The following is a 25,798-nucleotide window of genomic DNA, read 5'->3' as shown; positions in this document are numbered from 1 at the left end:
TTCCTCACCCATGTTGCGCATCGGCATTACCGGCGGAATCGGCTCGGGCAAAAGCATTGTCAGTCGCTTGTTTCATGCGCTGGGCGTGCCCATCTACGATGCCGACACCCGCGCCCGCTGGGTGATGGAAAACGACGCGGAACTGCGCCAGCAACTCACCGCCGCCTTCGGCCCCGACACCTACGATGCCGCCGGCCGCCTCAACCGGCCCGTGCTGGCTGGCACCGTGTTCAACAACCCGGCGTTGCTGGCCCAACTCAATGGCTTGGTGCACCCGCACGTAGGCACTGATTTCGAGCGCTGGGCCGACGCACAGGCGCAGGCCGGCCACGCCTACGTGCTCAAAGAAGCCGCTTTGCTGTTTGAAGCCGGCTCCTACAAGCAGCTCGACCGCATCATCACCGTGTTTGCGCCGCTGGCGGTGCGGGTAGCCCGCGTACTGCGCCGCGACCCGCACCGCTCGGCCGCCGATGTGCAGGCCATCATGGCCAAGCAGCTCAGCGAAGAAGAAAAAATGGCGCGGGCCGACTACGTGCTGACCAACGACGATGTGCAGCCGCTGCTGCCGCAGGTGCTGGCGCTGCACGCGGCCTTCAGCGCCCCGCCAGCCACCCCCGTAAACAAAGAAAGACCGCCTCTTCCGGGGCAGCCTTTTTCTTTTTAATGCTGGAGAGCCTAAATGCGGCCCGAGTAATCTTCCAACGTATCAATCACTTTCAGGAGCTGGGGCACCGCCAGTGAGTAATAAATCTTCGTACCGATTTTACTGGACTTCAACACGCCCCGGTCTTTCAGGGTAATGAGATGCTGCGAGGCGATGGCCTGGGGTAAATCAAGAGCCTGGTAGATGTCAGTTACCGACATTTGGCTGTCTTTGCCCTTGGTCTTTCCCAGCAAGTCTACAATGGCAAGACGCTTGGGATGAGAGAGAACCTTGAGCATAGCCGCAGCGCGGTCCAACTGTTGCGCTTCTACACGCGAGTGTAATGGTTTCATGAAGTCAATAAAAAGTGAGGGGAAAGTGGAAGAGTAGAATAAGTGCAATACAGCCGTACTGCTGAGCTAGTTCCTAACGATTACGCAAAATAGCGTTAAAGGGGTTTGTTATTCCTAAAATACCTTAATATTTATTCATTTTCATTTCTTATAGAAATACCATTTCTGTATTCTGCCCGCTTAATAAGGATGCTCCTACCTTTGTAGTTCTGCTTATCGGCAGTTTTTCTCATCTATTTCGTCCTATGCTCGACCTGCTCACCAAGTTTGAAAATAAGCGCCCCGAAATCGTCTTTGAATGGAAAGATGCCGAAACCGAAGCCGAAGGCTGGGTCGTCATCAACTCCTTACGGGGCGGAGCCGCCGGCGGTGGTACCCGCATGCGAAAAGGCCTCGACAAGCGCGAAGTAGAGAGCCTGGCCAAGACCATGGAGGTGAAGTTCACAGTGTCCGGGCCAGCCATTGGCGGGGCCAAGTCGGGCATCAACTTCGACCCGCAGGACCCCCGCAAGCGCGGCGTGCTGGAGCGCTGGTACCGCGCCGTATTTCCCCTGCTGAAAAATTATTACGGCACCGGCGGCGACCTCAACGTGGATGAAATTCATGAAGTCATCGCCATCACCGAGGAATACGGCCTCTGGCACCCGCAGGAAGGCGTGGTGAACGGCCACTACCACGCCACTGAGCCCCAGAAGATTCAGAAGCTCGGCCAGTTGCGCCAGGGCGTCATCAAAGTGGTGGAAGATGCCACGTTTTCGCCCAACCTGGCCCGCAAATACACCGTGGCCGACCTCATCACCGGCTACGGCGTGGCCGAGGCCGTGCGCCACTACTACCGCCTCTGGCCCGGCACCGAGATGGCCGGGCAGCGCGCCATCATCCAGGGCTGGGGCAATGTAGGCGCGGCGGCGGCCTACTACCTGGCTGGCCAGGGCGTGCGCATCGTGGGCATCATCGACCGGGCCGGTGGGCTGCTGAGCACCGAAGGCTTCGGGCTGGAGGAAATCCGGGCGCTGCTACTGGCCCGCCAGGGCAACGCGCTGACGGCCGACAACCTGCTTTCCTTCGAGGAAGTGAACGAGAAAGTGTGGTCCATGGGGGCTGACATTTTTATTCCGGCCGCCGCCTCGCGCCTCGTGGCGCGCTCGCAGGTGGAGCAACTGGTGGCGGGCGGCCTCAAGGTCATCAGCTGCGGGGCCAACGTGCCATTTGCCGACCCCGAGATTTTCTTCGGCCCCACCGGCGTTTTCGCCGATGAGCGCACGGCCGTCATCCCCGATTTCATCGCCAACTGCGGCATGGCCCGCGTGTTTGCCTATCTGATGGAAACCGGCGCTGAAATCACCGACCAGGCCATTTTCGCCGATACCTCGCGCATCATCGGCGCGGCCCTGGAGCGCACCCACGCCGAGAACGCGCAGCCCACCGGCATCGCGCAGCGCTCATTCGAGATGGCGCTGCGGCAACTGGTATAGAGCTCATTAGCGGCACAGAATCAACGTTTGTCATCCTGAGTGTAGCGAAGGACCTTATCGCGTTTGCAGCAGTTCGTTTACCGCAAACGATTTGGGCGCGATAAGGTCCTTCACTGCGTTCAGAATTACAGACAAAATTCCTTTCAACCGGCAGCATTTTTATTTGGCAACAATTCGATAACTTTGACGCCCTACTTTTGGTCGCCCCACATTTGGGGCGATTTTGTTTTTGAAGGAATTCCCAATTGAATAATATGTCTACACTGAAAAAAGCCAAGACCAGCAAAACTAAGGTCTCCGACGACATGCTGAATGCCGGTAGCGGCAAAACCATTAAGCAGCCCAACGTCAACGACGACAAGCTCACCTCCATCACGGAGATGCGCCAGACCACCAACGGCCAGACCACCATGGCCCTTGAAGACGAGCAGCGCCTGCGCAAAGCCTTCGTGGACAAGGACTGGAACGAAATCAAAATCGCCGATAGCTGGCAGATTTTCAAGGTGATGGCCGAGTTCGTGGAGGGCTTCGAGAAGATGTCCAAAATCGGCCCTTGCGTGAGCATTTTCGGCTCGGCCCGTACCAAGCCCGACAATCCTTACTATCAGATGGCCGAGGAAATTGCGGCCAAGCTGGTGCGCCACGGCTACGGCGTTATCACGGGCGGCGGCCCTGGCATCATGGAAGCCGGTAACAAAGGTGCCCGTGCCGAGGGCGGTAAGTCGGTGGGCCTCAACATTGAGCTGCCCTTCGAGCAAACCCACAACATCTACATCGACCAGGACAAGTGCATCAACTTCGACTACTTCTTCGTGCGGAAGGTGATGTTCGTGAAGTACGCGCAGGCCTTCGTGGGCATGCCCGGCGGCTTCGGCACCCTCGATGAGCTGTTTGAGGCCATGACGTTGATTCAGACCAAGAAAATCAGCCGCTTCCCCATCGTGCTGGTGGGCTCGGCCTACTGGAACGGCCTGTTTAAGTGGATTGAGGACGTGATGCTGCACGAGGAGCACAACATCTCGGCCGAAGACATGAACCTGGTGCAGATTGTGGACGACGCCAGCGAAGCTGTGAAAATCATCGACGATTTCTACCACAAGTACCTGCTGTCGCCGAACTTCTAGGCCATTTGGTCGTTATTCAAATACCGAGAAAGCCGGGCCGTATGGTTCGGCTTTTTTGTTGAACGCTGTGCCATTTTTGCGTTTGATATTCCTTATTCAATGTCCAACGCCAATTCGCTGATTGAGTACGACTACCTCATTGTGGGCGGCGGCGCGGCGGGGTTGAGTCTGGCATATCACATTGCCCAAGAGCCTCGGCTGGCTGATAAGCGAGTGTTGATTATCGAGCCCGAAGCCAAAACGCAGAACGACCGGACTTGGTCGTTCTGGGCCGATGAGCCGGGAATATTCAATAGCATTGTGGCGCACGAGTGGGGCAAAATCGCCTTTCGCAGCCCCGGCTTCGAGCGCGTGATTGACCTGGGGCATTACCGCTACAAAACCATCAACGGACTGGATTACTACCGCTTCGTGCAACAAGCACTGGCCGATAATCCGCAATTCACGCGGGTAAGTAGCAATGTTGAGCAATTAGAGAACACGCCGATGGGCGTGCGCGCAACAACTGCTGCCGGGGGGACTTACACTGCCCGCTACGGCTTCGATAGCCGCCCGCCAGACCTGGCGAAGCTGAAGCAGCCAGAGAAGCACCGCTACCTATTGCAGCATTTCGTGGGGTGGGAAATTGAAACCGATGCCGATGTTTTCGACCCAACCACGGTGGAGTTCATGGATTTTCGCGGCGAGCAGCAGCACGAGGCGCGGTTCATATACGTGTTACCTTTCGAACCACGTAAAGCATTGGTTGAGTACACGCTATTCTCAGAAATCGTTTTACCAAAGGCGGAATACGAAGCAGCTATTCGGGAATACCTGAGCAACACGCTGGGTTTGAAAACCTACCGCATTGTGGCCGAAGAAGTAGGCGCGATTCCGATGACGGACCATCCGCTGCCGGCCCGCAATGGCGCGCACATCATCAACCTGGGCACGCGGGGCGGCCGGGCCAAGCCCAGCACCGGCTACGCCTTCAAGCGCATTCAGCAGCACTCGGCGCGGCTGGTGGCGGCGCTGGCCGAAACCGGCCACCCGCCCGTCGATGCGACGGGCGATAAATGGCAATTCCGGTTGTTCGATACGCTGCTGCTTGACATCATGCAGCGACGGGGCGAAACCACGCGCGACATCTTCCGGCAGCTATTTGAGCGCAACCCGGTGGAGCGCATTTTCCGGTTTTTGGATGAGAAGACTTCCTGGGCCGATAACCTGCGGGTGATGAATTCAGTATCGGCGGGACCTTTTATGCGGTCCATCGGGCAGGTACTACGCGGCCGGCCAGGCCGGCGTTGATTCCTTATTCTACCGGCCGTGGGGCTTGTTCCAGCCATGCCCGGGCCTCACGCACCGTAGCCTCGGATATGGGGCGCAGCTGCGGCTCCGGCTCCGAAAGATTCAGCAGATAGCCAGTGAGTGCCGGAAGGTTGTCGAGGTCGTGGGTGCTGCACAGCACGGTTTTACCCTGCTGGGTAGCCCAATCGTGCACCAAGCTGAATACTTGGCGGCGGTAATACACATCGAGCTGCTGGGTGGGCTCATCGAGCAAATACACCTGGGCATCTTGTAGGCTGAGCTGCGCCAGCCACACCAATTGCTGTTCGCCACCAGACAATTGCGTGAAATCACGGGCGGCTAGGTGGGCCATGCCCACGCGGGCCAGCGCGGCATCGGCCAGGACATAATCGGCTGGGGCGTAGGCGCTGAGCAGGCCGTGGTGGCGGTAGCGGCCCATCACCACCAGCTCGCGCACGGCAATGGCGAAGTCGAGGCTACCGCGTTGCGGCAGGTAGCCCAGAAGGCCGGCCGTGGCGGACCGGCGCAGGTCGCGCACTTCGTGGCCGAGCAATTGGATGCTCCCCTCATAGGGCAGTTGCCCCGTGAGCACCCGAAAAAGCGTGGTTTTACCACTGCCGTTGTGCCCCACCACGGCCACAAAAGCCGGCGCGGGCAGGCACAAAAAAAGGTTGCGGACCAACACCCTACCGGGGTAGCCCGCAACCAGATTTTCCGCGCTAAGCGCGGGAGTTATGAGCTGAGAGTTATGAGTTATGAGTTCAGGAGATGAATCACCAGCCAACTCATCATTCATAATTCAAAACTCATAATTAAAGCTTAGTACTCGTCCTCGTTGAACATGAAGTCCTCCTTGGTCGGGTAGTCGGGCCATACTTCTTCGATGTTTTCGTAGGGCTGGCCGTCGTCCTCCAAGGCTTGCAGGTTCTCTACTACCTCCATGGGCGCACCCGAGCGGATAGAAAAGTCAATCAGTTCGTCTTTGGTGGCGGGCCAGGGAGCATCTTCCAGGTAGGAAGCCAGTTCGAGTGTCCAATACATAGTGAAGCGAATAAAAAAGGGTGGGCGAAGGTAACAGTTTCCCGTCAAGATACAAACGAGAGGGGCGTTTCAACCGACAACGCAAAATATTAGCCAAGGTTAGCCGGCAGTTTGCGCCTGCTGGCTGAACAAGGCAATCAGGTCGTTTTTCGTGCGAATCTTGCGCTCAAACGACCGGATTTTGGTTTGCAGCATCTGCCGAAAAGCATCGTTGGCGGCACTAGGGCTGAGGTTGTCGAGGTTGGCGCGGAGCGTGTTCAGTTCCTCGTGGTCGTCCTTGAGGAGCTCGCGCAAAGTGCTGGCCCGGAAGCGGGCGCGTTCGGCTGGGGCCGTGGGCATGGGAGTGCCTTCGGCACGCTTACGCAGGTGGTATTCGAGGGCGCTGAGCTCAAAAATCTTGTCGCAGGCCACCATAAAGCGCTGCCAGATGCGGTCCGACTCCTCGCCGCGCACGGTGCCCACCTGCTTCCATTCGGCTTGCAGGGATTTGGCCTGATGGATGGCTTCCTGGGGCGGAATGGCCATCAGGGCTTCGGCGCGCTCGGCCAGGGAGCGTTTGCGGGCCAGCAGCACCTCGGGGGTGGCGGGGGCACCGGGCGCACCCGCGGCCTGCTGCGCGGCAATATGCACCTTGAGGCGCTCGAAAAAGTGGTTGTTAGCGGCGCGGAAGCGCGTCCAGAGCTCGGAGGCCTGCTTCTTGGGCAGGTTGCCGTTGACATCTCGCCAGGCTTGTTGCAGCAATTTGAGCTGGCGCGAGGTGGTTTCGAACTGGTCGGAGTTTTTAAGGGCTTCGGCCTGCTGAATGAGGTCACGGTAGCGGGTTTGCACCCGGTTAGTCATGGCCTTTTTATCGGACTGAAAGGCCTTGCGGCGGTCGAAAAACACCTGAATGGCGGTCTGGAAGCGGTGCTCCAACTCGTCGGTCATGGCTTTGTCGACGGGGCCGGTTTTGAGCCAGCCCTGGCGCAGGTCTTTCACCTTTTCGCTGGCCGAAATCCACTCCACGCTTTCGCTGAGGGCTTCGGCTTCGTGAATGAAGCTGATTTTGGTGGCCAGGTTTTTTTCGCGGTTGCGGACTACGGTCACGGCAATGGCATCCTCGGCCTCGGTGAGGCGGCGGTGCAGGCTGGCGAAATCGCCGAGGCCGTCGTAGCTCAGGAGCTGCTCTTTGAGGTGCAGGGCCTTCATCAGGAAGGAGCCTTTGTTCTCGCTAGCCGCCATTTTTTCGAGCAGCGAATCGACTTTGGCACGCAGGGTTTCAAAACGTTGGCTGAAGTACCGCAGGGCGGCATCGTCCGAATCTTTGACTAGGCCAATCTGGCGAGCGGGCTGGCCCAGCACGGGGCGCAGCCATACACCATCGGCTTCCACGTAGCCGTAGCGCTTGGCTTCGGCCAACAAGTGGTCGGTTGGTTCCATATAGATAGTAAGCTCGTGGGTAGGAAGGTGGGGTATTGGGGAGGGGAAAGGCAAAAAAGAACGTAGGGGCTGCAGCTGAAATGCGTACCGGGAAGGGAGTACAAGTTTACGGTAAAAACGTGATGAATAGATGTAGCTTTCGTTAAACCCCGGCCAAACCGGCACATTCAACGACCAGGGCCGGACCAACCCGCTCACAGAACCCGGGGTCGGGGCATGGGTTGCAAGCGGCGGCTGTCGTTCTTTGTAGTCGCATTTCTTTCATTAGCCCCACCCCCACCCCATGAGCGACCAGACCATCATCTTCAGCATGGCCGGCGTGAGTAAGATTTACCCGCCGCAGAAGCAAGTTCTTAAAAACATCTACCTCTCGTTTTTCTACGGGGCCAAAATCGGCGTGCTGGGTCTGAACGGCTCGGGCAAGTCGAGTTTGTTGAAAATCATTGCCGGCGTTGATAAGCAGTTTCAGGGCGAAGTGGTGTTTTCGCCGGGCTACTCGGTGGGCTACCTGGAGCAGGAACCGCACCTCGACCCCACCAAAACCGTGCGCGAGGTGGTGGAAGAAGGCGCGGCCGAAACCGTGGCCCTGCTGAAGGAATACGACGAAATCAACGAAGCCTTCGGGGCCGAGGATGCCGACTTCGATAAGCTGCTCGACCGCCAGGGCAAGGTGCAGGAGCGCCTCGACCAACTCGATGCTTGGAACCTCGACACCAAGCTGGAGCGGGCGATGGATGCCCTGCGCACCCCGCCGCAGGAGGCCATTATTGGTAACCTCTCAGGTGGCGAAAAGCGCCGCGTGGCCCTGTGCCGCCTACTGCTGCAAGAGCCGGATGTACTGCTGCTGGACGAACCCACCAACCACCTCGACGCTGAGAGCGTGCTGTGGCTGGAGCAGCACTTGCAGCAGTATAAAGGCACGGTCATCGCCGTGACCCACGACCGGTACTTCCTGGATAACGTGGCGGGCTGGATTCTGGAGTTGGACCGCGGCTCGGGCATTCCGTGGAAAGGCAACTATTCCTCGTGGCTGGAGCAGAAAACCGACCGCATGGCCAAGGAGGAAAATACCGAAAGCAAGCGCATGAAGACCCTCCAGCGCGAGCTGGACTGGGTGCGGATGTCGCCCAAAGCCCGGCAATCGAAAGGCAAAGCCCGCCTGGCCAATTATGATAAGCTGGCCAGCGAGGAAGCGAAAGACAAGGAGCAGAAGCTGGAATTATTCATCCCCGACGGCCCGCGCTTGGGCGCACAGGTGATTGAGGCCGAGGGCATCACGAAGTCGTTTGGAGATAAGCTGCTGTTTGAGAACCTGAGCTTCTCGCTGCCGCAGGGTGGTATCGTGGGCATCATCGGGCCGAACGGCGCAGGCAAGACCACGCTGTTCCGCCTCATCACCAACCAGCTAAAGCCCGACGCGGGCACGTTTGAAGTGGGCCCAACGGTGCTCACGGCCTACATCGACCAGCAGCACGACACGCTGGACGGCAGCAAATCGGTGTTCGACACCATCACGGGCGGGACCGAAACCATGCTGCTGGCCGGCCGGCCGGTGAACTCCCGCGCTTATGTAAGCAAGTTCAATTTCGGCGGCGGCGACCAGGAGAAGAAGGTAGGTACGCTCTCGGGCGGTGAGAAAAACCGCGTCCACCTGGCCATGACGCTGAAGCAGGGAGCTAACTTATTGCTGCTCGATGAGCCGACCAACGACTTGGACGTAAACGCCATCCGGGCGCTGGAAGACGCGCTGGAGAACTTTGCCGGCTGCGCCGTCATCATCAGCCACGACCGGTGGTTCCTGGACCGGCTGGCCACGCACATTCTGGCCTTTGAGGGCGACTCGGAAGTGGTGTGGTTCGAGGGCAACTTCTCGGACTACGAAGAGGCCAAGCGCAAGCGCCTGGGCGACGTGGAGCCGAAGCGCGTGCGGTATAAGAAGCTGGGGTAGTTAAAATCGATTCACTATTAAAAAGCACGCGGTGCCGGATGACTCCAGCACCGCGTGCTTTTTATTTTAAGTAGAATTAGGTAAACGGTTTGGCGCGATTCACACCATTCACGCCACCCAGCCCTCGCGCACGGCGCGGGCGGCCAGGCCCACCAGGGTGCGGGTGCCGGCTTTCTGGAGCAGCATGCGGCGGTGGCTTTCCACGGTGCGCACGCTCAGGCAAAGCTGGTCGGCAATTTCCTCGTTGCAATGGTCGGCCACCACCAGGCGCAGCACCTCCAGCTCGCGGCGGCTGAAGGGGTCGGGCACGGTACAGGCCCGTAGCGAGCGGCTGGCCCCGGCGGTGCAACCCGGCGCATCGAGCCACTGCGCCAGCGCCCCAACCAGGGCGTGGGGCAGCACATGGCGCGATAGCTGCAGGAGCTTGCCGAGGGCGGCCGGCGGGGAAACGGACACCTGGTGGTCCGTGAGCACCACCAGACGTAGGCTGGGCCTGGCGTGGTGCAGCCGGTTCAGCAGCTCGGGCAGGTGGCGGCCGGCCAGCTGCTCATCCAGCACCAGCAGGCAGAAGGCGGCATGGTCGACCAGTTCCACGACTTGCGTGGCATCGGCGGTGAGGGTGAGCTGGAGCTGGGGCCACTGCTCCTTCAGAGTAGCTACCAGTCCTTGCCGGAGCAGCGTTGGGGCGGCGGCCACCAAGGCTGTGGGGGTAGAAGAAATCATGACACGGGCAGACACAACGCGGTGAACCCGCTGACCAGTAAGCTTTCGGAGGCAAAGCATTGGCGCAGGCAACAGGCGGAAGGGGCTGCCAAAGTAGTATTTTAGCTTCGATAAACAATACTACTCATTATCTAAATAATTGAATCCTGAAAAACCAGGCTTTTAGGCCACTTTTTTCCCGTCCTCGGCGGCCGGCCATAAAAAAGAGCCGCCCCTCTGCAAGCAGAAGGACGGCTCTTTTTGGTGAAAAACGATGCGGCGGCTTACCGGCGGCGCAGGAAAATGCCCACGTAATAAAGCAGGGTGGCCAGCGAGGCCAGGGCCGCTACCACGTAGGTCATGGCCGCCCACCACAGCGCGTCTTTGGCCATGGCGTGTTCCTGCACGGTCACCACGCCGCGCCGGTCCATCCAGGCCAGGGCCCGGCGCGAGGCATCAAACTCAACCGGGAGCGTGATGAACGAAAACAGCGTGGTGAGGGCAAACAGGCCAATGCCCACGCCCAACGGAATGATGCTGGTACGCAGCATCAGAATGCCCGCCATCAAAATCCAGGGCATGAAGCGCGACACGGCGCTGAGCGTGGGCACCAGCGCCGACCGGAATTGCAGCATGGAATACGCTGTGGCGTGCTGCACGGCGTGGCCGCACTCGTGGGCCGCGATGGCCGCCGCCGCCGCACTGCGCTCGGCGTACACGCCTTCGCTCAGATTTACGGTTTTGTCGGTGGGGTTATAGTGGTCGGTGAGCTGGCCGGCGGTGCTGATGATGCGCACGTCGTAGATGCCATGGTCGGCCAGCATTTTGGTGGCGATTTCGGCCCCGCTCAGGCCCGAGCTCAGGCCTACTTGGGCGTACTGTTTGAACTTGCTGCGCAGCCGCCATTGAATGGCCCAGCTGGCCGCCATCAGCACGATGATGAGCAAATAGGAAGAAGACATGGGAAGAAAGTGAGATGAAGGGATATTCGCAGCCGGACGCCGAGGCATGGACCTACTGGCCCACGCTTCGGCCGCTACCCGGCACTGCTATCAAAACACCTGCTCTGCAAAAAAGATGCAGTCTTTCGGCCCTGCCAAAGTGGCTACTGCGTGGCAATAATGTGCTCCACGATGCGCGAGGTGCTGTAGCCCGCCACCAGCGGCACCGTGAGCACCTGCCCGCCCCGGGCCAGCACCAGCTCGTGGCCCACAATGCGCTCGATGGCATAATCGTCGCCCTTCACCAGAATATCCGGCTGCACCAGCTCGATGAGGGACAGGGGCGTGGGCTCGCCAAAGAGCACCACGGCATCCACAAACGCCAGCGCGGCCAGAATGCGGGCCCGCGCCTCCTCGTCCTGAATGGGCCGGCCGGGCTTGAGGCAGCGCACCGAAATATCGGTATTCAGGCCCACCACCAGCGCATCGCCCAGGTGCCGGGCCTGCTCCAGATAGTCGACGTGGCCGAGGTGCAGCAAATCGAAGCAGCCGTTGGTGAACACCACCTTGCGGCCTTGCGCGCGCCAGTCGGCCAAGGTGGCCGGCAGTTGCTCGCGGGTCAGGATTTTATCTTTCGTCCACATGGGATGGGAGTTAAGAGTTATAAGTTAAGAGTTAAAGGACATTGCCTGCTTGAACAAAGGCTCGGCCATTCATTCAAACGGGCAACTCTTAACCCTTAACTCATAACTCAGTGGTAAGCGGTTCCTCGGCCAGGGCTTCAGCTTCGGTGAGCAGGCTGCGCTTGTCGGCCGCCGCTACGGCCACGAAGCTGATGCCACCCATGAGCACCACCAGCAGCGTTTGGGCCCCGTGTACCACCAGCGCGTAGGCAATGCCGGCCTCCTTGCTCACGCCGTACACCAGCAAAATGCCCTGCACCATCACGTGAAATGGCCCGATGCCGCCCGCCACCGGCGCGGCCATGCCAAAGGCACCGAAGGTGAGCACGGCCAAACCGGCCTTCATGTCGAGGTTATAGGTTTCAGGAAAGCAGAAGAAGGCCAGGTAATCCATGAGGTAATACACGGCCCAGGTGAACAGCGTGTGCAGCAGAAACACGCCTTTTTTCTCCAGCTTCAGCACGCTGAACACGCCTGCCAGTAGGCCCTTCACAAATAGGATACCCTTGTTGAAAAACGCATTCTGCCGCAGCCGCTCCAGGTTGCGAAACAGGGCATAGCCCGCCGCCAGCAGTAGCACGCCCGCAATGACGGCCGCAATGAGCAGGGGCGTGCGGTTGCGGGCCAGCGCCTCGTAGCGCCCGCCCAGCACCTGCACGGTCACGAAGTTCCAGAAGGTATTAAAATCAAGCAGCAACAGGCTCACTACCAAGCCTAATAGCACCAGCACATCAATCACGCGCTCGGTCACCACCGTGCCCAACGCCACCTGCACGGGCACGCCGCTCGTGCGCCGCAGCACCGAGCAGCGGATGACTTCGCCCATGCGCGGCAGCACCAGGTTGGCCAGATAGCCCACCATCATGGCGTGGTACACGGCCCAGTACGGGGCCGGCGTTTGGGAAGCGTCGAGTTGCATCTGCCAACGGTAGGCGCGGCTGAAATAGCCCAGCGCCGACAGCGTGAGCGTGAGCGTGAGCCAGAAATAATTGGCCGTGGCAATGTAGTGCCCAATGCGCGACAGGTCCTGCCCGCGCACCGCGTACCACATCAGCGCCACCGAAATGCTCAGCAGCAGCACGTATTTAACAATCGTCAACAGGTGTTTCATCAATACAATGAGTGAATGAGTAAATGGGCGAAGGAGTGAAGGAGGAATGGCCGCGAGAGTCATTCGCTCATTCACTCATTCGCCCATTCAATCATTGGTTTAAGCCAGTCGGTTATGCTCGTTGGGGAAAATAACCGTAGGCTTGTGCTGCCGGGCTTCGGCAAAATCGACCAGCGCGTAGGAAAAGATGATAACCACGTCGCCCACCGCCACTTTGCGCGCCGCCGGGCCGTTCAGGCAGATGGTGCCCGAGCCCCGCTCCCCGCGAATGGTGTATGTTTCGAAACGCTCGCCGTTGTTCACGTTCACTACGGTCACCTTTTCGTTTTCCACGAAATTGGCGGCATCCAGCAGGTCTTCGTCAATTGTCACGCTGCCCACGTAGTGCAATTCGGCCTGCGTGACCGTTGCATGGTGGATTTTGGACTTCATTACTTCAATGTGCATAGCATTGGCCCGCAGGCTTTGGTTGGGGCCACAAAGATAACCTCCTCCCCTGCCCCGCTTTGGTTGGGGTCACAAAGATAACCTCCTCCCCTGCCCCGCTTTGGCCGGGCCTAGCCGTCCACCACCACGTTGTCAATCAACCGCACGCCGCCCAGGTGAGCGGCCAGGCACAGCACCACGGCCCGGCCGGGCGCATATTCGGCCAGCGGCTGCAGGGTTTGGGCATCGGCTATTTCCACGTATTCAGAGGTGATGCTTGGCTCCTGGGCCAGCGTAGCCAGGGCATCGGCCTGCACCTGGGCCGGCCGCACGCCCTGCCGCACCTGGGCGGCGGCGGCGCTCAGCACCTGATAGAGCAGCGGGGCCACGGCCCGCGCCGGCGCATCGAGCCGGCGGTTGCGCGAGGACATGGCCAGCCCGTCGGCTTCCCGAATGGTGGGGCAAGCCACTATCTCCAGGTCGAACGACAAGTCGGCCACCAGCTGGCGCACCACGGCCACCTGCTGCCAGTCCTTCTGCCCGAAATACGCCCGGTGCGGGCGGGCCAGATGGAACAATTTGCTCACCACCGTGGCCACGCCGTTGAAATGGCCCGGCCGGTGCGCCCCTTCCATCACTTGTTCCAAAGCCCCGAAATCGAACCGCAGCACCGTGGGCCGGGGGTACATTTCCTCTACCGAAGGCACGAATAAGGCCGTGCAGCCGGCCGGTTCCAGCAGGGCCGCATCGGCCTCCGGCACCCGGGGGTAGAGCCGGAAATCATCGGCATTGTTGAACTGCGTGGGATTAACAAAGATGGTGGCTATCACCTCATTGCAATCGGCGCGGGCAGCCTGCACCAGCTGAATGTGGCCGGCGTGCAAGGCTCCCATCGTGGGCACTAGGCCCACCCGTTTGCCGGCCTGGCGCGCCTGTTCGGTGTAGGCTTGCAACCCGGCGGCGGTAGTTAGTATCTGCATAGGAGAGGAAGGCAATTGGAACGGCCCCCAAAGTAGCTTATGTTGAATTTCCGCTCAAAATTGTTTAATTTTGTGCACCCATAGCATGGCCTTGTTCCATTCTCTTCAATAATTCCTTTATGTCGAAGCTACGAATCCTATACGCGGCCACCGAAATTGACCCCTTTCTCCAGACCACCAAGGTGGCCGAAATGCTGCGCCGCCTGCCCGCCAGCATGCAGGAGATGGGCTGCGAAATCCGGATTTTCGTGCCACGTTTTGGCATTATCAACGAGCGCAAGAACCGTTTGCACGAAGTAGTGCGCCTCTCGGGCATCAACATCGCAGTCGGCGACGACGAAAAACCGCTGGTCATCAAAGTCGCCTCGATTCCGACGGCAAAGTTGCAGGTTTATTTTATCGATAACGAAGATTATTTCCACCGCAAGTCGGCTTTGGTCGATAAAAACGATAAATTCTACGCCGACAACGACGAGCGCGCCATCTTTTTTTGCAAAGGGGTGCTCGAGACGGTGAAGAAGCTGGGCTGGTCGCCCAACATCGTGCACTGCTCCGACTGGATGACCGGTCTGATTCCGTTGTACCTGAAAACCACCTACAAGAAAGACCCGGTGTTCAAGGATGCCAAGTCGGTATTCTCGATTTACAGCAACGAGTTCATGGACAAATTTGAGGGCAACATCCTCGAGAAAGCCAAGATGCTCGACATCGACGATGCCATGATGGCCTCGTTGAAAACCGCTGATTTCAGCGGCTTTATCAAAATGGGCATGGAGTATGCCGACACCGTGGTGCGTTCCGACGAGGATTTTTCGGAAAACATGAACGGCATGTTCCACGAATACGCCCTGCACAACAAGCTCAGCCAGGTGGCTACCGACGAAAACCTGCACTCTTCTTACCTAGCGCTCTACAATGAATTGGCTAACTAGCCGCTGTGCCCCTTTGGTGGCATTTGCCGCCCTGGCCCTGACGGGCTGCGACACGGGCACCGCCCTCAACGTGGACCTGCCCGACACCACCGGCATCAGCACCCAATACCTGGACCTGCCCGTGACGAGCGGCACCGTACGCCTGGCGCCGGTGCAAAGCCTCAAAACGGACCACTTCCTTATCGGCCGCCTCAACGACAACGTGGCGGGCGTGACCGAAGCCCGGGCGTATTTCAACTTGGTGAACGGGGGCGTAAACGACTCACTGCCATCGAAATTCAATGCCCCGGTGCTTGACTCGGTAATAATGGTGCTGGGTTTCGACAAGGTGAATGGCAGCACCACCCCGGTGGCGTACGACCTTTACCAGCTTCCTGCGGCGCTCGACGACCGGCAGGTGTACGATGCCGGCACTACCACCCCGCTAGGGCCGCTGCTGGGCCAGAACCTGACCAGCCGCCTCGACCGCACGCAGGTGCAAACCGTGACCGCGGCCGTGCCAGCTACCGCTACCACAGCCGCCATTCCGGCGGTAACGACCATTGTGCCCGACCCAAGCGTGCGCCTGATATTGCAGCGCACCACGGCCACGGCCGGCAATCCCGCGGTAGCGTCGCCGTTTTTCACCGCGCTTTTTCAGAAGCTCCAGCAGTCGTCCACCTTTTCGCAGGACCAGCTTAATGCCTTGCTGAAAGGGCTGGCCATAGTTCCCAGCGCCAGCCACACGGGCAATATTGTGAGCTTTGGCCAATCCAACATTCCGCGCATTGTGGTCTATTTCCACTCCGTGGGAGCTACCAGTAATGTGCTGTCGCACTACTACCCGATATATTTCGGCTCGATATATGGCAGCGGCGGCACGGCCACGGCCAACGACCCTCGTTACTACACGCAGATTACCAACATCTTGCCGCCTGCGCTGCAAGCCCTGGCTACCCGCCCCGGCTTCGTGGCTTCGGGCGACCTGAACAATACCAGCTACGCGCAGGAAGGCACGGGGCTGGGCACGCGCATTACGCTTACGGGCCTGGCCGCCCTGGCCGCCAAGCCCGGCCTGACCGTGAACCGCGCCGAGTTGCGCGTGCCGGTAAAGCCTTTTTCCAACGCCCTATTTACCAACCCTGCGCGGCTCTTCGCCTTGGAAGTGAACACCGCGAACCAAGTGTTGCAACGAATAGTGAACTATACGACCGTGGACCGGGTAGTGCAGGCCGACGGTGCAACCCAGACAGGAGCCGGCAACCCCGCCTACAGCTTGCTGGTTGATGGAACCTCCACTCAGCCGTATTACAGCATTCCCGTTACCACCTACCTGCAAGCCTACCTGACCAACAAACTCGATACCACCCCCGATGCCCTGGTGCTGGTGCCCAACCTCCGCTCCTACGGCAACCTTGGCACTAATACCCTGAGCCTTGACCGGGCAGCTATTGATGCCGCAAAAATAACTTTGCGCGTATACTACTCCCAGCGCTAGTGCCGGGCGAGGGCCTACCAATAGCCCTTTTACTTTCTGATTTCTAATAACTTTAAACCCGTTTGCCATGTGCGGCATTGTTGCTTATTTGGGCCATCGTGAGGCCTGCCCTATCATTCTCAAAGGCCTGCATCGGCTCGAATACCGCGGGTACGACTCGGCGGGCGTGGCGCTGCTCAACGGTGAATTGAGCGTTTATAAGAAAAAGGGCAAAGTCGCGGAGCTGGAAAACTTCCTGAGCGACAAAGACACGCACGCCAACGTAGGCATGGGCCACACCCGCTGGGCCACCCACGGCGAGCCCAACGACGTAAACGCCCACCCGCACTACTCCACGTCGGAGCGCATTGCCATTATTCACAACGGCATCATTGAAAACTACGCGGCGCTGAAAACGCACCTGGAATTGCAGGGCCACGTTTTTCATTCCGATACGGACACGGAAGTTTTCGTGAACCTGATTGAGGAAATTCAGAAGCAGAACAGCTGCTCCCTCGAAGAAGCGGTGCGCCTGGCCCTGCACGAAGTAATTGGTGCCTACGCCATTGTGGTGCTCAGTAAGGATGCGCCCAACCAACTCATCGCCGCCCGCAAAGGCTCGCCGATGGTGATTGGTATTGGCGAAGGTGAGTTTTTCATCGCCTCCGATGCCACGCCCATCATCGAGTACACCAACGAAGTGGTGTATGTGAACGACTACGAAATCGTAGTTATCCGCGACGGCCAGCTGGAAATCCGCAGCCGCGAGGACGTGAGCCAGACGCCCTACATCCAGAAGCTGGAGATGGAGCTGGACTCCATTGAAAAGGGCGGTTACCCGCACTTCATGCTGAAGGAGATTTTCGAGCAGCCCCGTTCCATCCTCGACTCCATGCGCGGCCGCTTGGAGCTGGAAGCCGGCCACCTGAACATGGGCGGCATCCGAGCCTACGAGCAGAAGTTTATCAATGCCCAGCGCATCATCATCGTGGCCTGCGGCACCAGCTGGCACGCCGGCCTAGTGGCCGAGTACCTGATTGAGGACCTGGCCCGCATTCCGGTAGAAGTAGAGTACGCTTCGGAATTCCGCTACCGCAACCCGATTATCACCGAGCGTGACATCGTAATTGCGATTTCGCAGAGTGGTGAGACGGCCGATACTTTGGCAGCCATCGAGCTGGCCAAGAGCAAGGGTGCTACCATCTTCGGTGTATGCAACGTGGTGGGCAGCAGCATTGCCCGCGCTACCGACGCTGGTGCTTATACCCACGCCGGACCTGAAATCGGGGTGGCTTCTACAAAAGCCTTCACGGCTCAGGTAACGGTGCTCACCCTGCTGGCCATGATTATGGGTCAGAAGCGCGGTACCATCACCGATACCAAGCTACGCGAGTTGATGGTGGAGTTGGAGACGATTCCGGCCAAAGTGACCAAGGCCCTGGAGCTGGATGCCCAGATTCAGGAGATTGCCGAGGAGTTTAAGGATGCCACCAACTTCCTGTACCTGGGCCGGGGCTACAACTTCCCCGTAGCGCTGGAAGGTGCCTTGAAGCTCAAGGAAATCAGCTACATCCACGCCGAGGGTTACCCTGCCGCCGAGATGAAGCACGGCCCCATCGCCCTGATTGACGAGAACATGCCGATGGTGGTGATTGCCACCCGCGACAGCTCGTACGAGAAGGTGGTGAGCAACATTCAGGAAGTGAAAGCCCGCAAGGGCCGCATCATCGCCATCGTGAGCGAGGGCGACACCGTGATTCCGGCCATGGCCGAATACGTGATTGAAGTGCCTCATACGTCGGAAGTACTGATGCCGCTGGTATCGGTAGTTCCGTTGCAGCTGCTCTCCTACCACATTGCCGTGCTGCGCGGTTGCAACGTTGACCAGCCCCGCAACCTGGCGAAATCGGTGACGGTGGAGTAGTGGATTATGAATTGGTGAGTTTTTAAAGCTTGCCCAAGAGAAGCCGCTTCTGGAAACAGGGGCGGCTTTTCGCGTTATTTGCGCTCCATAATCCATTAATTCACCAACCCAAAAATCCACCAACCCACCATATGTCCCACCAGATTATTCTCACCGACCAGGCTCCGGCCCCCATCGGCCCCTACTCACAAGCTGTGAAGGCGGGCAATACCGTGTACGTTTCGGGCCAGATTCCGCTGGATGCGGGCGGGCAATTGGTGGCCGGCGACGTGGCTGCTCAGACCCACCAGGTGCTGAAGAACCTGACCACTGTGCTGGCCGCTGCCGGCCTCGCCCTGACCGATGTGGTGAAGTGCAGCATCTTCGTGAAAGACCTCGGCAATTTCGCCACCATCAATCAGGTGTATGGCTCTTATTTCGACGATGCGACGGCCCCGGCCCGGGAGACGGTGGAAGTAAGCCGGCTGCCGCGCGATGTGGAAGTGGAAATTTCCTGCATCGCCGTAGGCGCATAATATCCCGGCAATGTGGGCGTTGGGTTGGAAAATTATTTCAGCCTAACGCCCACATCGCATGAAAGAACTTGGACTCGGCCTGCTCATTATTGGGCTTATTTCACTGGCGCTGCCATTTATTAACCCCAACATTCACTACGTTTTTCTGACGTGGATTGACCAGTGGGGCACCGCCGTGGCGTGGGGTATTCGGGGCGGCATCACGCTGCTGGGACTGGTGCTCTGGCTGGGTTTTAAGAACCGGGGATAGGATGGCAATTGAAGGGCACCACCGGCAAGCTCGTCGTTAACTCACAGCAGGCTAACCACGTAGGCAGAATAATACGACCAGGCAACGCTGCCCGCGCCTATCCCTGCCAGCCATGGCAACCCCCTTCCCTACCCACCCACTCCGCACGGCGGCCGACCTGGCACCCGTGCTGGCTGCTATTGGCGATGCCCGTGTGGTGCTGCTGGGCGAAGCCTCGCACGGCACCCACGAATACTACACCTGGCGCACGGCCCTGAGCAAGCGGCTGATTGCGGAAAAAGGCTTCGACTTCATTGCCGTGGAGGGCGACTGGCCCGACTGCTTCGAGGTGAACGCGGCCATTAAGCAGGACACGAACACCTACGGCACGGCCGCCCGTCTGCTGGGCACCTTCAACCGCTGGCCCACCTGGATGTGGGGCAACTGGGAAATCGCGGCTTTGGTAGAATGGCTGCACCACCAGAACCAACGCCGGCCCGCCGCGGGGCGCGTGGGCTTTTACGGCCTCGACGTGTACAGTCTTTGGGAGTCGTTGCAGGCGGTGCTCCAGTACGCCGAGCAGCAGGGCGACGGCGCGATAACCGCCGCCCGCCAGGCTTTCCGCTGCTTCGAGCCCTACGGCCACGACCCGCAGGAATATGCCCGCGCCGTGGCCTTCATTTCAGAAGACTGCCAGGATGAGGTAGCGGCCGTGCTCCGCGCCCTGCGCCGGCAGGCCGCCACCCGCACCTACGCCACCCTGCCGGAGCGCGAGCAAGCCTTCGCGGCCGAGCAAAATGCCCTGGTGGCCGTGAACGCCGAGCGCTACTACAAGGCCATGCTACGCGGCGGCGGGGCCTCGTGGAACGTGCGCGACGAGCACATGATGGAAACCCTCAACCGTCTGCTGGGCCTGCACGGGCCGCACAGCAAGGCCATCATCTGGGCGCACAATACGCACGTAGGTGACGCCCGCTATACCGACATGCGGCGCGAAGACATGGTAAATATCGGGCAGCTGGCGCGGGAGCAGTTGGGCCGCGCGCAGGTGTTCAGCTTGGGCTTTGGCTCGTACCAGGGCGGCGTGGTGGCGGGCAAGGAATGGGGCGCGCCACTTGAGAAAATGCCCGTGCCCGCCGCCCCGCGTGATTCCTGGGAGGCCATGCTGCACGCGCAACTGGGCGGTGAAAATGCCCTGCTTTTTTCTTCGGAAATACGGGGGGATGCGCGGCTGGCGCGGGCCGTGGGGCACCGGGCCATCGGGGTGGTGTACCGGCCGCAGTTCGAACATTTTGGCAATTACGTGCCCTCACTTATTCCCGACCGCTACGACGCCTTTGCGTTCCTGGACCACACCAAACCCCTGCACCCGCTGGCAATTCACGCCGAAGAAAACGGGCCGCCCGACCTTTACCCCTGGGGCGAGTGAGTAGCGAAGCTCCCTAAGCGCTGAATTTTGAGCTTCGTGCCGACCGGCCAACCGTCTTACCTTTGCAGCGCGTTCCGAACCCCGGGGCGCGCTTTTTTTCTGTTATGACCGAGAGAGAAGTCCGGGTGCGTTTCGCACCTTCGCCCACCGGGCCGCTGCACATTGGCGGCGTTCGCACCGCCCTGTATAACTACCTGCTGGCCCGCAAGCTGGGCGGCAAAATGCTACTCCGCATCGAGGATACGGACCAAAACCGCTTCGTGCCCGGTGCCGAGGAGTACATTCTGGAAGCGCTGGCCTGGTGCGGCATCGTGATTGACGAAGGCCAGGGCGTGGGCGGCCCCCACGGCCCCTACAAGCAGAGCGAGCGCAAGCCCATGTACAAGCAGTACGCCGACCAGCTCATCGCCGACGGCCACGCCTACTACGCCTTCGACACGCCCGAGGAGCTGGACGCCATGCGCGCCCGCCTACAGGCCGCGAAGGTGCCCAACCCGCAGTACAACTCCATCACCCGCGCCCAGATGCGCAACTCCCTCACCCTGCCCGAGGACGAGGTGAAGGCCCTGCTCGACGGCGGTGCGCAGTATGTGATTCGCCTGAAAGTGCCCCGCAAGGAGGAAATCCGCTTCCAGGATTTGATTCGTGGCTGGGTGGTGGTGCATTCTTCGGCGGTTGATGACAAGGTGCTGATGAAGTCGGACGGCATGCCGACCTACCATTTGGCCAACATCGTGGATGACCATCTGATGGAAATCTCGCACGTAATCCGGGGCGAGGAGTGGCTGCCGAGCGCGCCGCTGCACGTGCTATTATACCGCTATTTGGGCTGGGAGAAGACGATGCCGCAGTTTGCCCACCTGCCCCTGCTGCTGAAGCCCGACGGCACCGGCAAGCTGAGCAAGCGCGACGGCGACCGCCTCGGCTTCCCTGTTTTCCCGCTGGAATGGCACGGCACCGATGCCGAAACCGGCGAAGCCACCATCAGCCGCGGCTACCGCGAAGACGGCTACCTGCCCGAAGCCCTGGTGAATTTCCTAGCCTTCCTGGGCTGGAACCCCGGCACGCAGCAGGAGATTTTCTCGATGGATGAGCTGATTCAGGCCTTCTCGATTGAGCGCGTGAGCAAGTCGCCGGCCAAGTTCGACCAGAACAAGGTGAAGTGGTTCAACGAGCACTACCTGCGCGCCAAAACCAACGCCGAGCTGGCCCCCTATCTGCTCACGGCCCTGCACGAGCACGCCATTGTGTGCTCGCAGGAGAAAGCCGAGCAGATTGTGGGCGTGATGAAGGAGCGGGTGAGCTTCCCGAACGACTTCTGGCAGGAGGCCAAATACTTCTTCCAGGCCCCGGATACTTACGACGAAACCGTGGTGAGCAAGAAGTGGAACGGCCCCGTGGCCGCCGCCCTCACGGCCTACGCTGAGGCCTTGCCCACGGCCCCCGAAATTTCGGCCGAAGGCCTGAAAACCCTCTTCAACGACACGATGGCGGCCCAGGGCCTCAAGCCCGGCCAGGTGCTGCAAGCCCTGCGCGTGGCGGTGACCGGAGCCGCCGCCGGCCCCGATTTGTTCGAGACGCTCGTGATTCTGGGTGTGCCCGAAGTGGCCGAGCGCCTGCGCACGGCCGTGGCTACCATTCCCGTAGCGGCATAAATTCGGTTTCGACTGCGGCTTATAGCCCGGCTGCCTGATATCAGGCGGCCGGGCTTTTTTTTACTGAAGCGTAGGAGCTTGCATCCCATTGAAGATAATAGAGAAAGCACCCGAGTTATCGTTTCATCCAGCTATAGCCATTGGCTGCTTTCGCATAACTTTGGCAGGTATTTGTTTTCAACTACCAACCTGGCAATATTCCCTAAACGTCTACTTAATCCGACGGCTGGCACCCGGAAGTCCTTATTTGTTCATTCCGTGGCTGTATACGGGCGTTACCTGCTGGCTTTCCGCACTTCGGTTGCCGTTATCTGCGGGCTGCTGGGCGTGGGCGCTGGGCTGCCCCGGCAGGCAGCAGCTCAAACGTCGGCAGCATTCCAACGCATCGACAGCCTGAAGAACCTGTTACGCAGCCATTCGCAGGGCGATACGGTGAGAGTGGAACTATTGTGTGACCTGGGCGATGAGCTGATGGAAGTGGATGCCGGCGAGGCCGGTCCCTTTCGCCGGGAGGCCGTTGGGCTGGCACGCCGCGTGGGCTACCGCGATTTCCTGGCCGAAGCCCTGCTGAACCTGGCCGACTATCACATTGCCCTGGCCCAATACGACTCGGCCTGTCTGCCGCTGCAGGAGTCCCGTCGCGAATTCACCCGTCTGCACGACCTGGGCGGGCAGATGCGGGGCCTGGGCCGGCTGGCCCGCATTGCCGACCAGCAGGGCCGCCTGGCCGAGGCGCTTGATTACTGCCTGCGCGGCATGGCCATCAGCTCGACGGGCAATGAGCGGCGCTTCCATACCAGCCTGAAAATCCACGCGGCCAGCCTCTACACCCGGCTGGGCGAGTTTGGTTCGGCCCGGCAGTACTTGCAGGAGGCTTTGGCTATTGCCCGCCACTACGACTACCCCGACCGCATCAACCTGATTATGGCGGAGTTGGGTGAGCTCAATCGCGCCCAGGGCAACTGGGCCGAAGCCCGTCGCTTCTACGGCCTGAGCATTGCCGTGAGCCACCGCATTGCCGTGGCCGACCAGGCCACGGTGCGCACCATGCGCTTCCACCTGGCCGATGTGACGGAGCGCCTGGGCGACCATGCCACCGCCCTGCCTCTGGCCCGCACCGCCCTGCACGAGGCCGCCGAAGCCCAGGACGTGCTGCTGGTGCCGCAGCTGCTGGCGCTGCTGGGCCGCACCTGGCTGCACCAGGGCCGCCCCGACAGCGCCCTGGCCTACGCCACCCGCGGCCGCCAGGCCAGTGCTCAGGCCCGATCCCTCGAAGGCCTGCACTCGGCCTATGAGGTGCTGGCCCAGGCCCACGCCGCCCAGGGCAACTGGGCCGCCGCCTACCAGGACCAGCGCCGCTTCGACACCTACAACGACAGCCTGCACGGGGCCGATGTGAGCCGCCGCACCGCTGCCCTGCGTTTCAACCACGCGGCCGCCCAGCACCGCGCCGAGCTGCAGCTGCTGGGCCAGCAGGAGGAGCTGGCCCGCCTGCGGCAGCAGCGCTTGGCCGCCGGCCTGCTGGTGCTGCTGCTACTGGCCACCATGGGTGGCACCGCCCTGCTGTGGCGCTACCGCCAGCACCAGCGCCGCCGCGAAACGGCCCTGCGCAATACCCTGGCCGCCGACCTGCACGATGACGTGGGCACCCTGCTGAGCCAGATTTCCTTGCAGAGTAGTCTGCTTCAGGAAGGCCTGGCCGATGCGGCCGGCCAGCGCCAGCAGCTGGGCGAAATCACCGAAGCCAGCCGCTCGGCCGTGCGCCAGCTCAACGATGTGGTGTGGAGCCTCGATGCCCACAACGACCACCTGCCCGACTTGCTGGACCGCATGCGCGACTACGCCTACGAGGTGCTGGGCCTGGCGGGCCTGACTGTAACATTTGACTTCCCCGCTGACCTCCCCGACCAACGGCTGTCGGTGCTGCTGCGCCGCAATCTGTACCTCATCTATAAAGAGAGCCTGCATAATGTGCTGAAGCACGCTGCCGGTGCCACCGCCGTGGCCGTGCGCCTGCGCTACGTGGCCAGCAGCCTGCCCCAGCTGGTGTTGGAAGTGCAAGACAACGCCCCCAGTCCCGCCCCGACCCAGGATGGCACCGGCCGGCGCTCGGGCCACGGCCTGCGCAACATGGCCACACGGGCCGAAGCCATGGGCGGAGCGGCCACCGCCGGCTCCGTAACTGGCGGGGGCTTCCGGGTGCAGGTGGCCGTGCCGCTGGCCAGTCCGCGCCGGGCTTTTGGGCTGAAAAAGAGCGCATAAGCGACATTCCGGCCCGGCCTTGAAAGGGCCGCGCCACCACCGGGCATCGCATCAACATGCGATACCGCTGCTTGCAAATACGCCGGACCTTTGCTCTATGAAAATTCGCCTGGCCATTGTGGAAGACCAGCCTGCCATCCGCGAGGCGCTGCATACGTACCTGTGCGCGCAGCCGGAGTTCGAGTGCGTGGCCGTGGCGGGCTCGGTAGAGGAACTGCTGAGCCTGCTGGCCGATGGCACCGTGGCCCCGCGCTTGGTGCTGTCCGATATCGGCCTGCCCGGCGCTACCGGCATTGAGGGCGTGGGGTTGATTCGGGAGCTGGCCCCGCAGGCCGAGGTGGTGCTCATCACCGTGTATCAGGATGCCGAGCGTACCTTCCAGGCCCTGTGCGCCGGGGCGGTGGGCTACCTGGTGAAGAGCACGCCGCTGCCGGCCATCAAGCAGGCCCTGCTGGATGTGCTGGCGGGCGGCTCGCCGATGTCGCCGGCCATTGCGCGGCACGTGATGCGCTACTTCCGGCCCGCCGCGCCCGCTACCGCCCTCACCCCGCGCGAGCAGCAGATTGTGGAGGCCCTGGAGCAGGGCCTGAGCTACAAGCTGGTGGCCGACCGCCTCGGCATCAGCCTGAACACGGTGCGCGCCCACATCCGCACGGTGTACGACAAGCTGCAAATCAATTCCAAATCCGAGCTGCTGGCCCGCAGCCGGCGCGGCTAAAGCGCGGGCCGAAAGCGCCGCCCCGCACCCGCCTTGCGGGAGCCGGCACACTCGCTTTTTTGTCCTTGAAGCCGGCTTGCTGGCACCCAAACCCGTGATTTCGCGTACAGCAGCGGAGTATTTCTCCGTCTCTGCACCCCGTCATGGCCAAGAAACCCGTCAAACCCAAGAAAGCTGCCACCGACCCCGCCAAAAAAGCCCGCGTTCACAAAGAATTGGAGGGCTTTGAGATTGGGGTGAATCCGCTGGGCGAAATCACGTCCAACTACTCCATCGAGCAGATAAACCAGTTTCTGGGCCGCCACGTGCGCGATAAAAAGCTCGTGGACCGCGCCGGCCAGTTCGGCGAAAAGCCCGGCGATGATGACGCCGAAGATGCCAACTTCCCCATCGAAGACGGCCACGCTGCCGAGCCCGAAGAATCGGATGAGGACTTCATCAAACGCACCAGCCGCGAGGCCAAGCGCAAGAAAACCGTAGGCGACCCCGACAAGGAAGCCGCCGAAACGCGCGGCGAACTCCCGCAGGAGGAGTAAATTTCA

25 protein-coding genes are annotated in these 25,798 nt (G+C 60.5%); 15 read left to right on the top strand and 10 right to left on the bottom strand.

All coding sequences use genetic code 11. The features are described from left to right. Window positions 1-10 precede the first annotated feature (10 nt). A complete protein-coding gene (coaE, locus tag ACYU70_RS20660; protein ID WP_342298976.1) occupies window positions 11-664 on the top strand; it encodes a dephospho-CoA kinase in 654 nt (217 codons plus the stop codon). Window positions 665-675: 11 nt separating this feature from the next. Here coaE and ACYU70_RS20655 read toward each other — a convergent pair whose 3' ends face one another. Next, window positions 676-996 carry an ArsR/SmtB family transcription factor gene (locus ACYU70_RS20655; RefSeq protein ID WP_168671712.1) on the bottom strand — a complete coding sequence of 107 codons (321 nt, stop codon included), beginning with the start codon at window positions 994-996 and terminating at the stop codon, window positions 676-678. Between the two features lie 245 nt (window positions 997-1,241). Between ACYU70_RS20655 and ACYU70_RS20650 the strand changes: the two genes are divergently transcribed. The 3 genes from ACYU70_RS20650 (at window position 1,242) to ACYU70_RS20640 (ending at window position 4,885) form a co-directional block, all read left to right on the top strand. Further along, complete coding sequence (locus tag ACYU70_RS20650) at window positions 1,242-2,471, top strand: Glu/Leu/Phe/Val dehydrogenase dimerization domain-containing protein (RefSeq protein ID WP_342298978.1); 1,230 nt, start codon at window positions 1,242-1,244, stop codon at window positions 2,469-2,471. Window positions 2,472-2,851: 380 nt separating this feature from the next. Next, window positions 2,852-3,595, top strand: a complete 744-nt coding sequence (locus ACYU70_RS20645; RefSeq protein WP_342299031.1) for an LOG family protein — start codon at window positions 2,852-2,854, stop codon at window positions 3,593-3,595. A gap of 99 nt (window positions 3,596-3,694) precedes the next feature. Further along, window positions 3,695-4,885, top strand: a complete 1,191-nt coding sequence (locus tag ACYU70_RS20640) for a lycopene cyclase family protein (RefSeq protein ID WP_342298980.1) — start codon at window positions 3,695-3,697, stop codon at window positions 4,883-4,885. A gap of 4 nt (window positions 4,886-4,889) precedes the next feature. Here the strand turns inward: ACYU70_RS20640 and ACYU70_RS20635 are convergent, their stop codons facing one another. The 3 genes from ACYU70_RS20635 to ACYU70_RS20625 all read right to left on the bottom strand — a co-directional run bounded on the left by ACYU70_RS20635 (window position 4,890) and on the right by ACYU70_RS20625 (window position 7,345). Further along, window positions 4,890-5,570, bottom strand: a complete 681-nt coding sequence (locus ACYU70_RS20635) for an ABC transporter ATP-binding protein (RefSeq protein WP_342298981.1) — start codon at window positions 5,568-5,570, stop codon at window positions 4,890-4,892. Between the two features lie 134 nt (window positions 5,571-5,704). Then, complete coding sequence (locus ACYU70_RS20630; protein WP_035561220.1) at window positions 5,705-5,926, bottom strand: DUF2795 domain-containing protein; 222 nt, start codon at window positions 5,924-5,926, stop codon at window positions 5,705-5,707. Window positions 5,927-6,025: 99 nt separating this feature from the next. Then, entirely contained in the window at window positions 6,026-7,345 is a 1,320-nt protein-coding gene (locus tag ACYU70_RS20625) for a DUF349 domain-containing protein (RefSeq protein WP_342298986.1), read from the bottom strand. Between the two features lie 283 nt (window positions 7,346-7,628). Here ACYU70_RS20625 and ettA point away from each other — a divergent pair, with 283 nt between their 5' ends. After that, window positions 7,629-9,293, top strand: coding sequence for an energy-dependent translational throttle protein EttA (ettA, locus tag ACYU70_RS20620; protein WP_342298987.1), 1,665 nt, complete (start codon window positions 7,629-7,631; stop codon window positions 9,291-9,293). Window positions 9,294-9,401: 108 nt separating this feature from the next. Here ettA and ACYU70_RS20615 read toward each other — a convergent pair whose 3' ends face one another. The 6 genes from ACYU70_RS20615 to panC form a co-directional block, all read right to left on the bottom strand. After that, window positions 9,402-10,016 carry a response regulator transcription factor gene (locus ACYU70_RS20615; RefSeq protein ID WP_342298989.1) on the bottom strand — a complete coding sequence of 205 codons (615 nt, stop codon included), beginning with the start codon at window positions 10,014-10,016 and terminating at the stop codon, window positions 9,402-9,404. Between the two features lie 263 nt (window positions 10,017-10,279). After that, on the bottom strand, window positions 10,280-10,957 hold the full coding sequence (locus ACYU70_RS20610; RefSeq protein WP_342298990.1) for a zinc metallopeptidase: 678 nt from the start codon (window positions 10,955-10,957) through the stop codon (window positions 10,280-10,282). Window positions 10,958-11,100: 143 nt separating this feature from the next. Continuing rightward, complete coding sequence (rfaE2, locus tag ACYU70_RS20605) at window positions 11,101-11,580, bottom strand: D-glycero-beta-D-manno-heptose 1-phosphate adenylyltransferase (RefSeq protein WP_342298991.1); 480 nt, start codon at window positions 11,578-11,580, stop codon at window positions 11,101-11,103. Window positions 11,581-11,680: 100 nt separating this feature from the next. Further along, window positions 11,681-12,730, bottom strand: coding sequence for a lysylphosphatidylglycerol synthase transmembrane domain-containing protein (locus tag ACYU70_RS20600; protein WP_342298993.1), 1,050 nt, complete (start codon window positions 12,728-12,730; stop codon window positions 11,681-11,683). Window positions 12,731-12,829: 99 nt separating this feature from the next. Further along, window positions 12,830-13,177, bottom strand: coding sequence for an aspartate 1-decarboxylase (gene panD / locus ACYU70_RS20595; RefSeq protein WP_198069639.1), 348 nt, complete (start codon window positions 13,175-13,177; stop codon window positions 12,830-12,832). 110 nt (window positions 13,178-13,287) lie between these two features. After that, complete coding sequence (gene panC / locus ACYU70_RS20590) at window positions 13,288-14,136, bottom strand: pantoate--beta-alanine ligase (protein ID WP_342298994.1); 849 nt, start codon at window positions 14,134-14,136, stop codon at window positions 13,288-13,290. Between the two features lie 119 nt (window positions 14,137-14,255). Between panC and ACYU70_RS20585 the strand changes: the two genes are divergently transcribed. The 10 genes from ACYU70_RS20585 (at window position 14,256) to ACYU70_RS20540 (ending at window position 25,792) form a co-directional block, all read left to right on the top strand. Next, on the top strand, window positions 14,256-15,068 hold the full coding sequence (locus ACYU70_RS20585) for a glycogen/starch synthase (RefSeq protein ID WP_342298995.1): 813 nt from the start codon (window positions 14,256-14,258) through the stop codon (window positions 15,066-15,068). Then, on the top strand, window positions 15,052-16,545 hold the full coding sequence (locus tag ACYU70_RS20580) for a DUF4270 family protein (protein WP_342298997.1): 1,494 nt from the start codon (window positions 15,052-15,054) through the stop codon (window positions 16,543-16,545). The genes ACYU70_RS20585 and ACYU70_RS20580 overlap by 17 nt, the downstream gene beginning before the upstream one ends. A 67-nt stretch (window positions 16,546-16,612) precedes the next feature. After that, window positions 16,613-18,448, top strand: coding sequence for a glutamine--fructose-6-phosphate transaminase (isomerizing) (gene glmS / locus ACYU70_RS20575; protein WP_342298999.1), 1,836 nt, complete (start codon window positions 16,613-16,615; stop codon window positions 18,446-18,448). A 131-nt stretch (window positions 18,449-18,579) separates the two neighbouring features. Next, window positions 18,580-18,963: a RidA family protein gene (locus ACYU70_RS20570; RefSeq protein ID WP_342299001.1), complete on the top strand. Its 384-nt coding sequence runs from the start codon at window positions 18,580-18,582 to the stop codon at window positions 18,961-18,963. A gap of 58 nt (window positions 18,964-19,021) precedes the next feature. Further along, window positions 19,022-19,213: a hypothetical protein gene (locus tag ACYU70_RS20565; protein WP_342299003.1), complete on the top strand. Its 192-nt coding sequence runs from the start codon at window positions 19,022-19,024 to the stop codon at window positions 19,211-19,213. A gap of 112 nt (window positions 19,214-19,325) precedes the next feature. Beyond that, window positions 19,326-20,621 carry an erythromycin esterase family protein gene (locus ACYU70_RS20560; RefSeq protein ID WP_342299004.1) on the top strand — a complete coding sequence of 432 codons (1,296 nt, stop codon included), beginning with the start codon at window positions 19,326-19,328 and terminating at the stop codon, window positions 20,619-20,621. Between the two features lie 104 nt (window positions 20,622-20,725). Then, window positions 20,726-22,276 carry a glutamate--tRNA ligase gene (gene gltX / locus ACYU70_RS20555; protein WP_342299005.1) on the top strand — a complete coding sequence of 517 codons (1,551 nt, stop codon included), beginning with the start codon at window positions 20,726-20,728 and terminating at the stop codon, window positions 22,274-22,276. Between the two features lie 258 nt (window positions 22,277-22,534). After that, a complete protein-coding gene (locus tag ACYU70_RS20550; protein WP_342299007.1) occupies window positions 22,535-24,538 on the top strand; it encodes a tetratricopeptide repeat-containing sensor histidine kinase in 2,004 nt (667 codons plus the stop codon). A gap of 97 nt (window positions 24,539-24,635) precedes the next feature. Next, the gene (locus ACYU70_RS20545) at window positions 24,636-25,256 is read left to right on the top strand and encodes a response regulator transcription factor (RefSeq protein ID WP_342299008.1); all 621 of its coding nucleotides are present in this window, start codon (window positions 24,636-24,638) and stop codon (window positions 25,254-25,256) included. A 143-nt stretch (window positions 25,257-25,399) separates the two neighbouring features. Further along, the gene (locus ACYU70_RS20540; RefSeq protein WP_342299009.1) at window positions 25,400-25,792 is read left to right on the top strand and encodes a hypothetical protein; all 393 of its coding nucleotides are present in this window, start codon (window positions 25,400-25,402) and stop codon (window positions 25,790-25,792) included. Window positions 25,793-25,798: the final 6 nt, after the last annotated feature.

The organism is Hymenobacter segetis (genome assembly GCF_054776495.1).
This window is presented reverse-complemented; position numbering and strand designations above follow the sequence as displayed.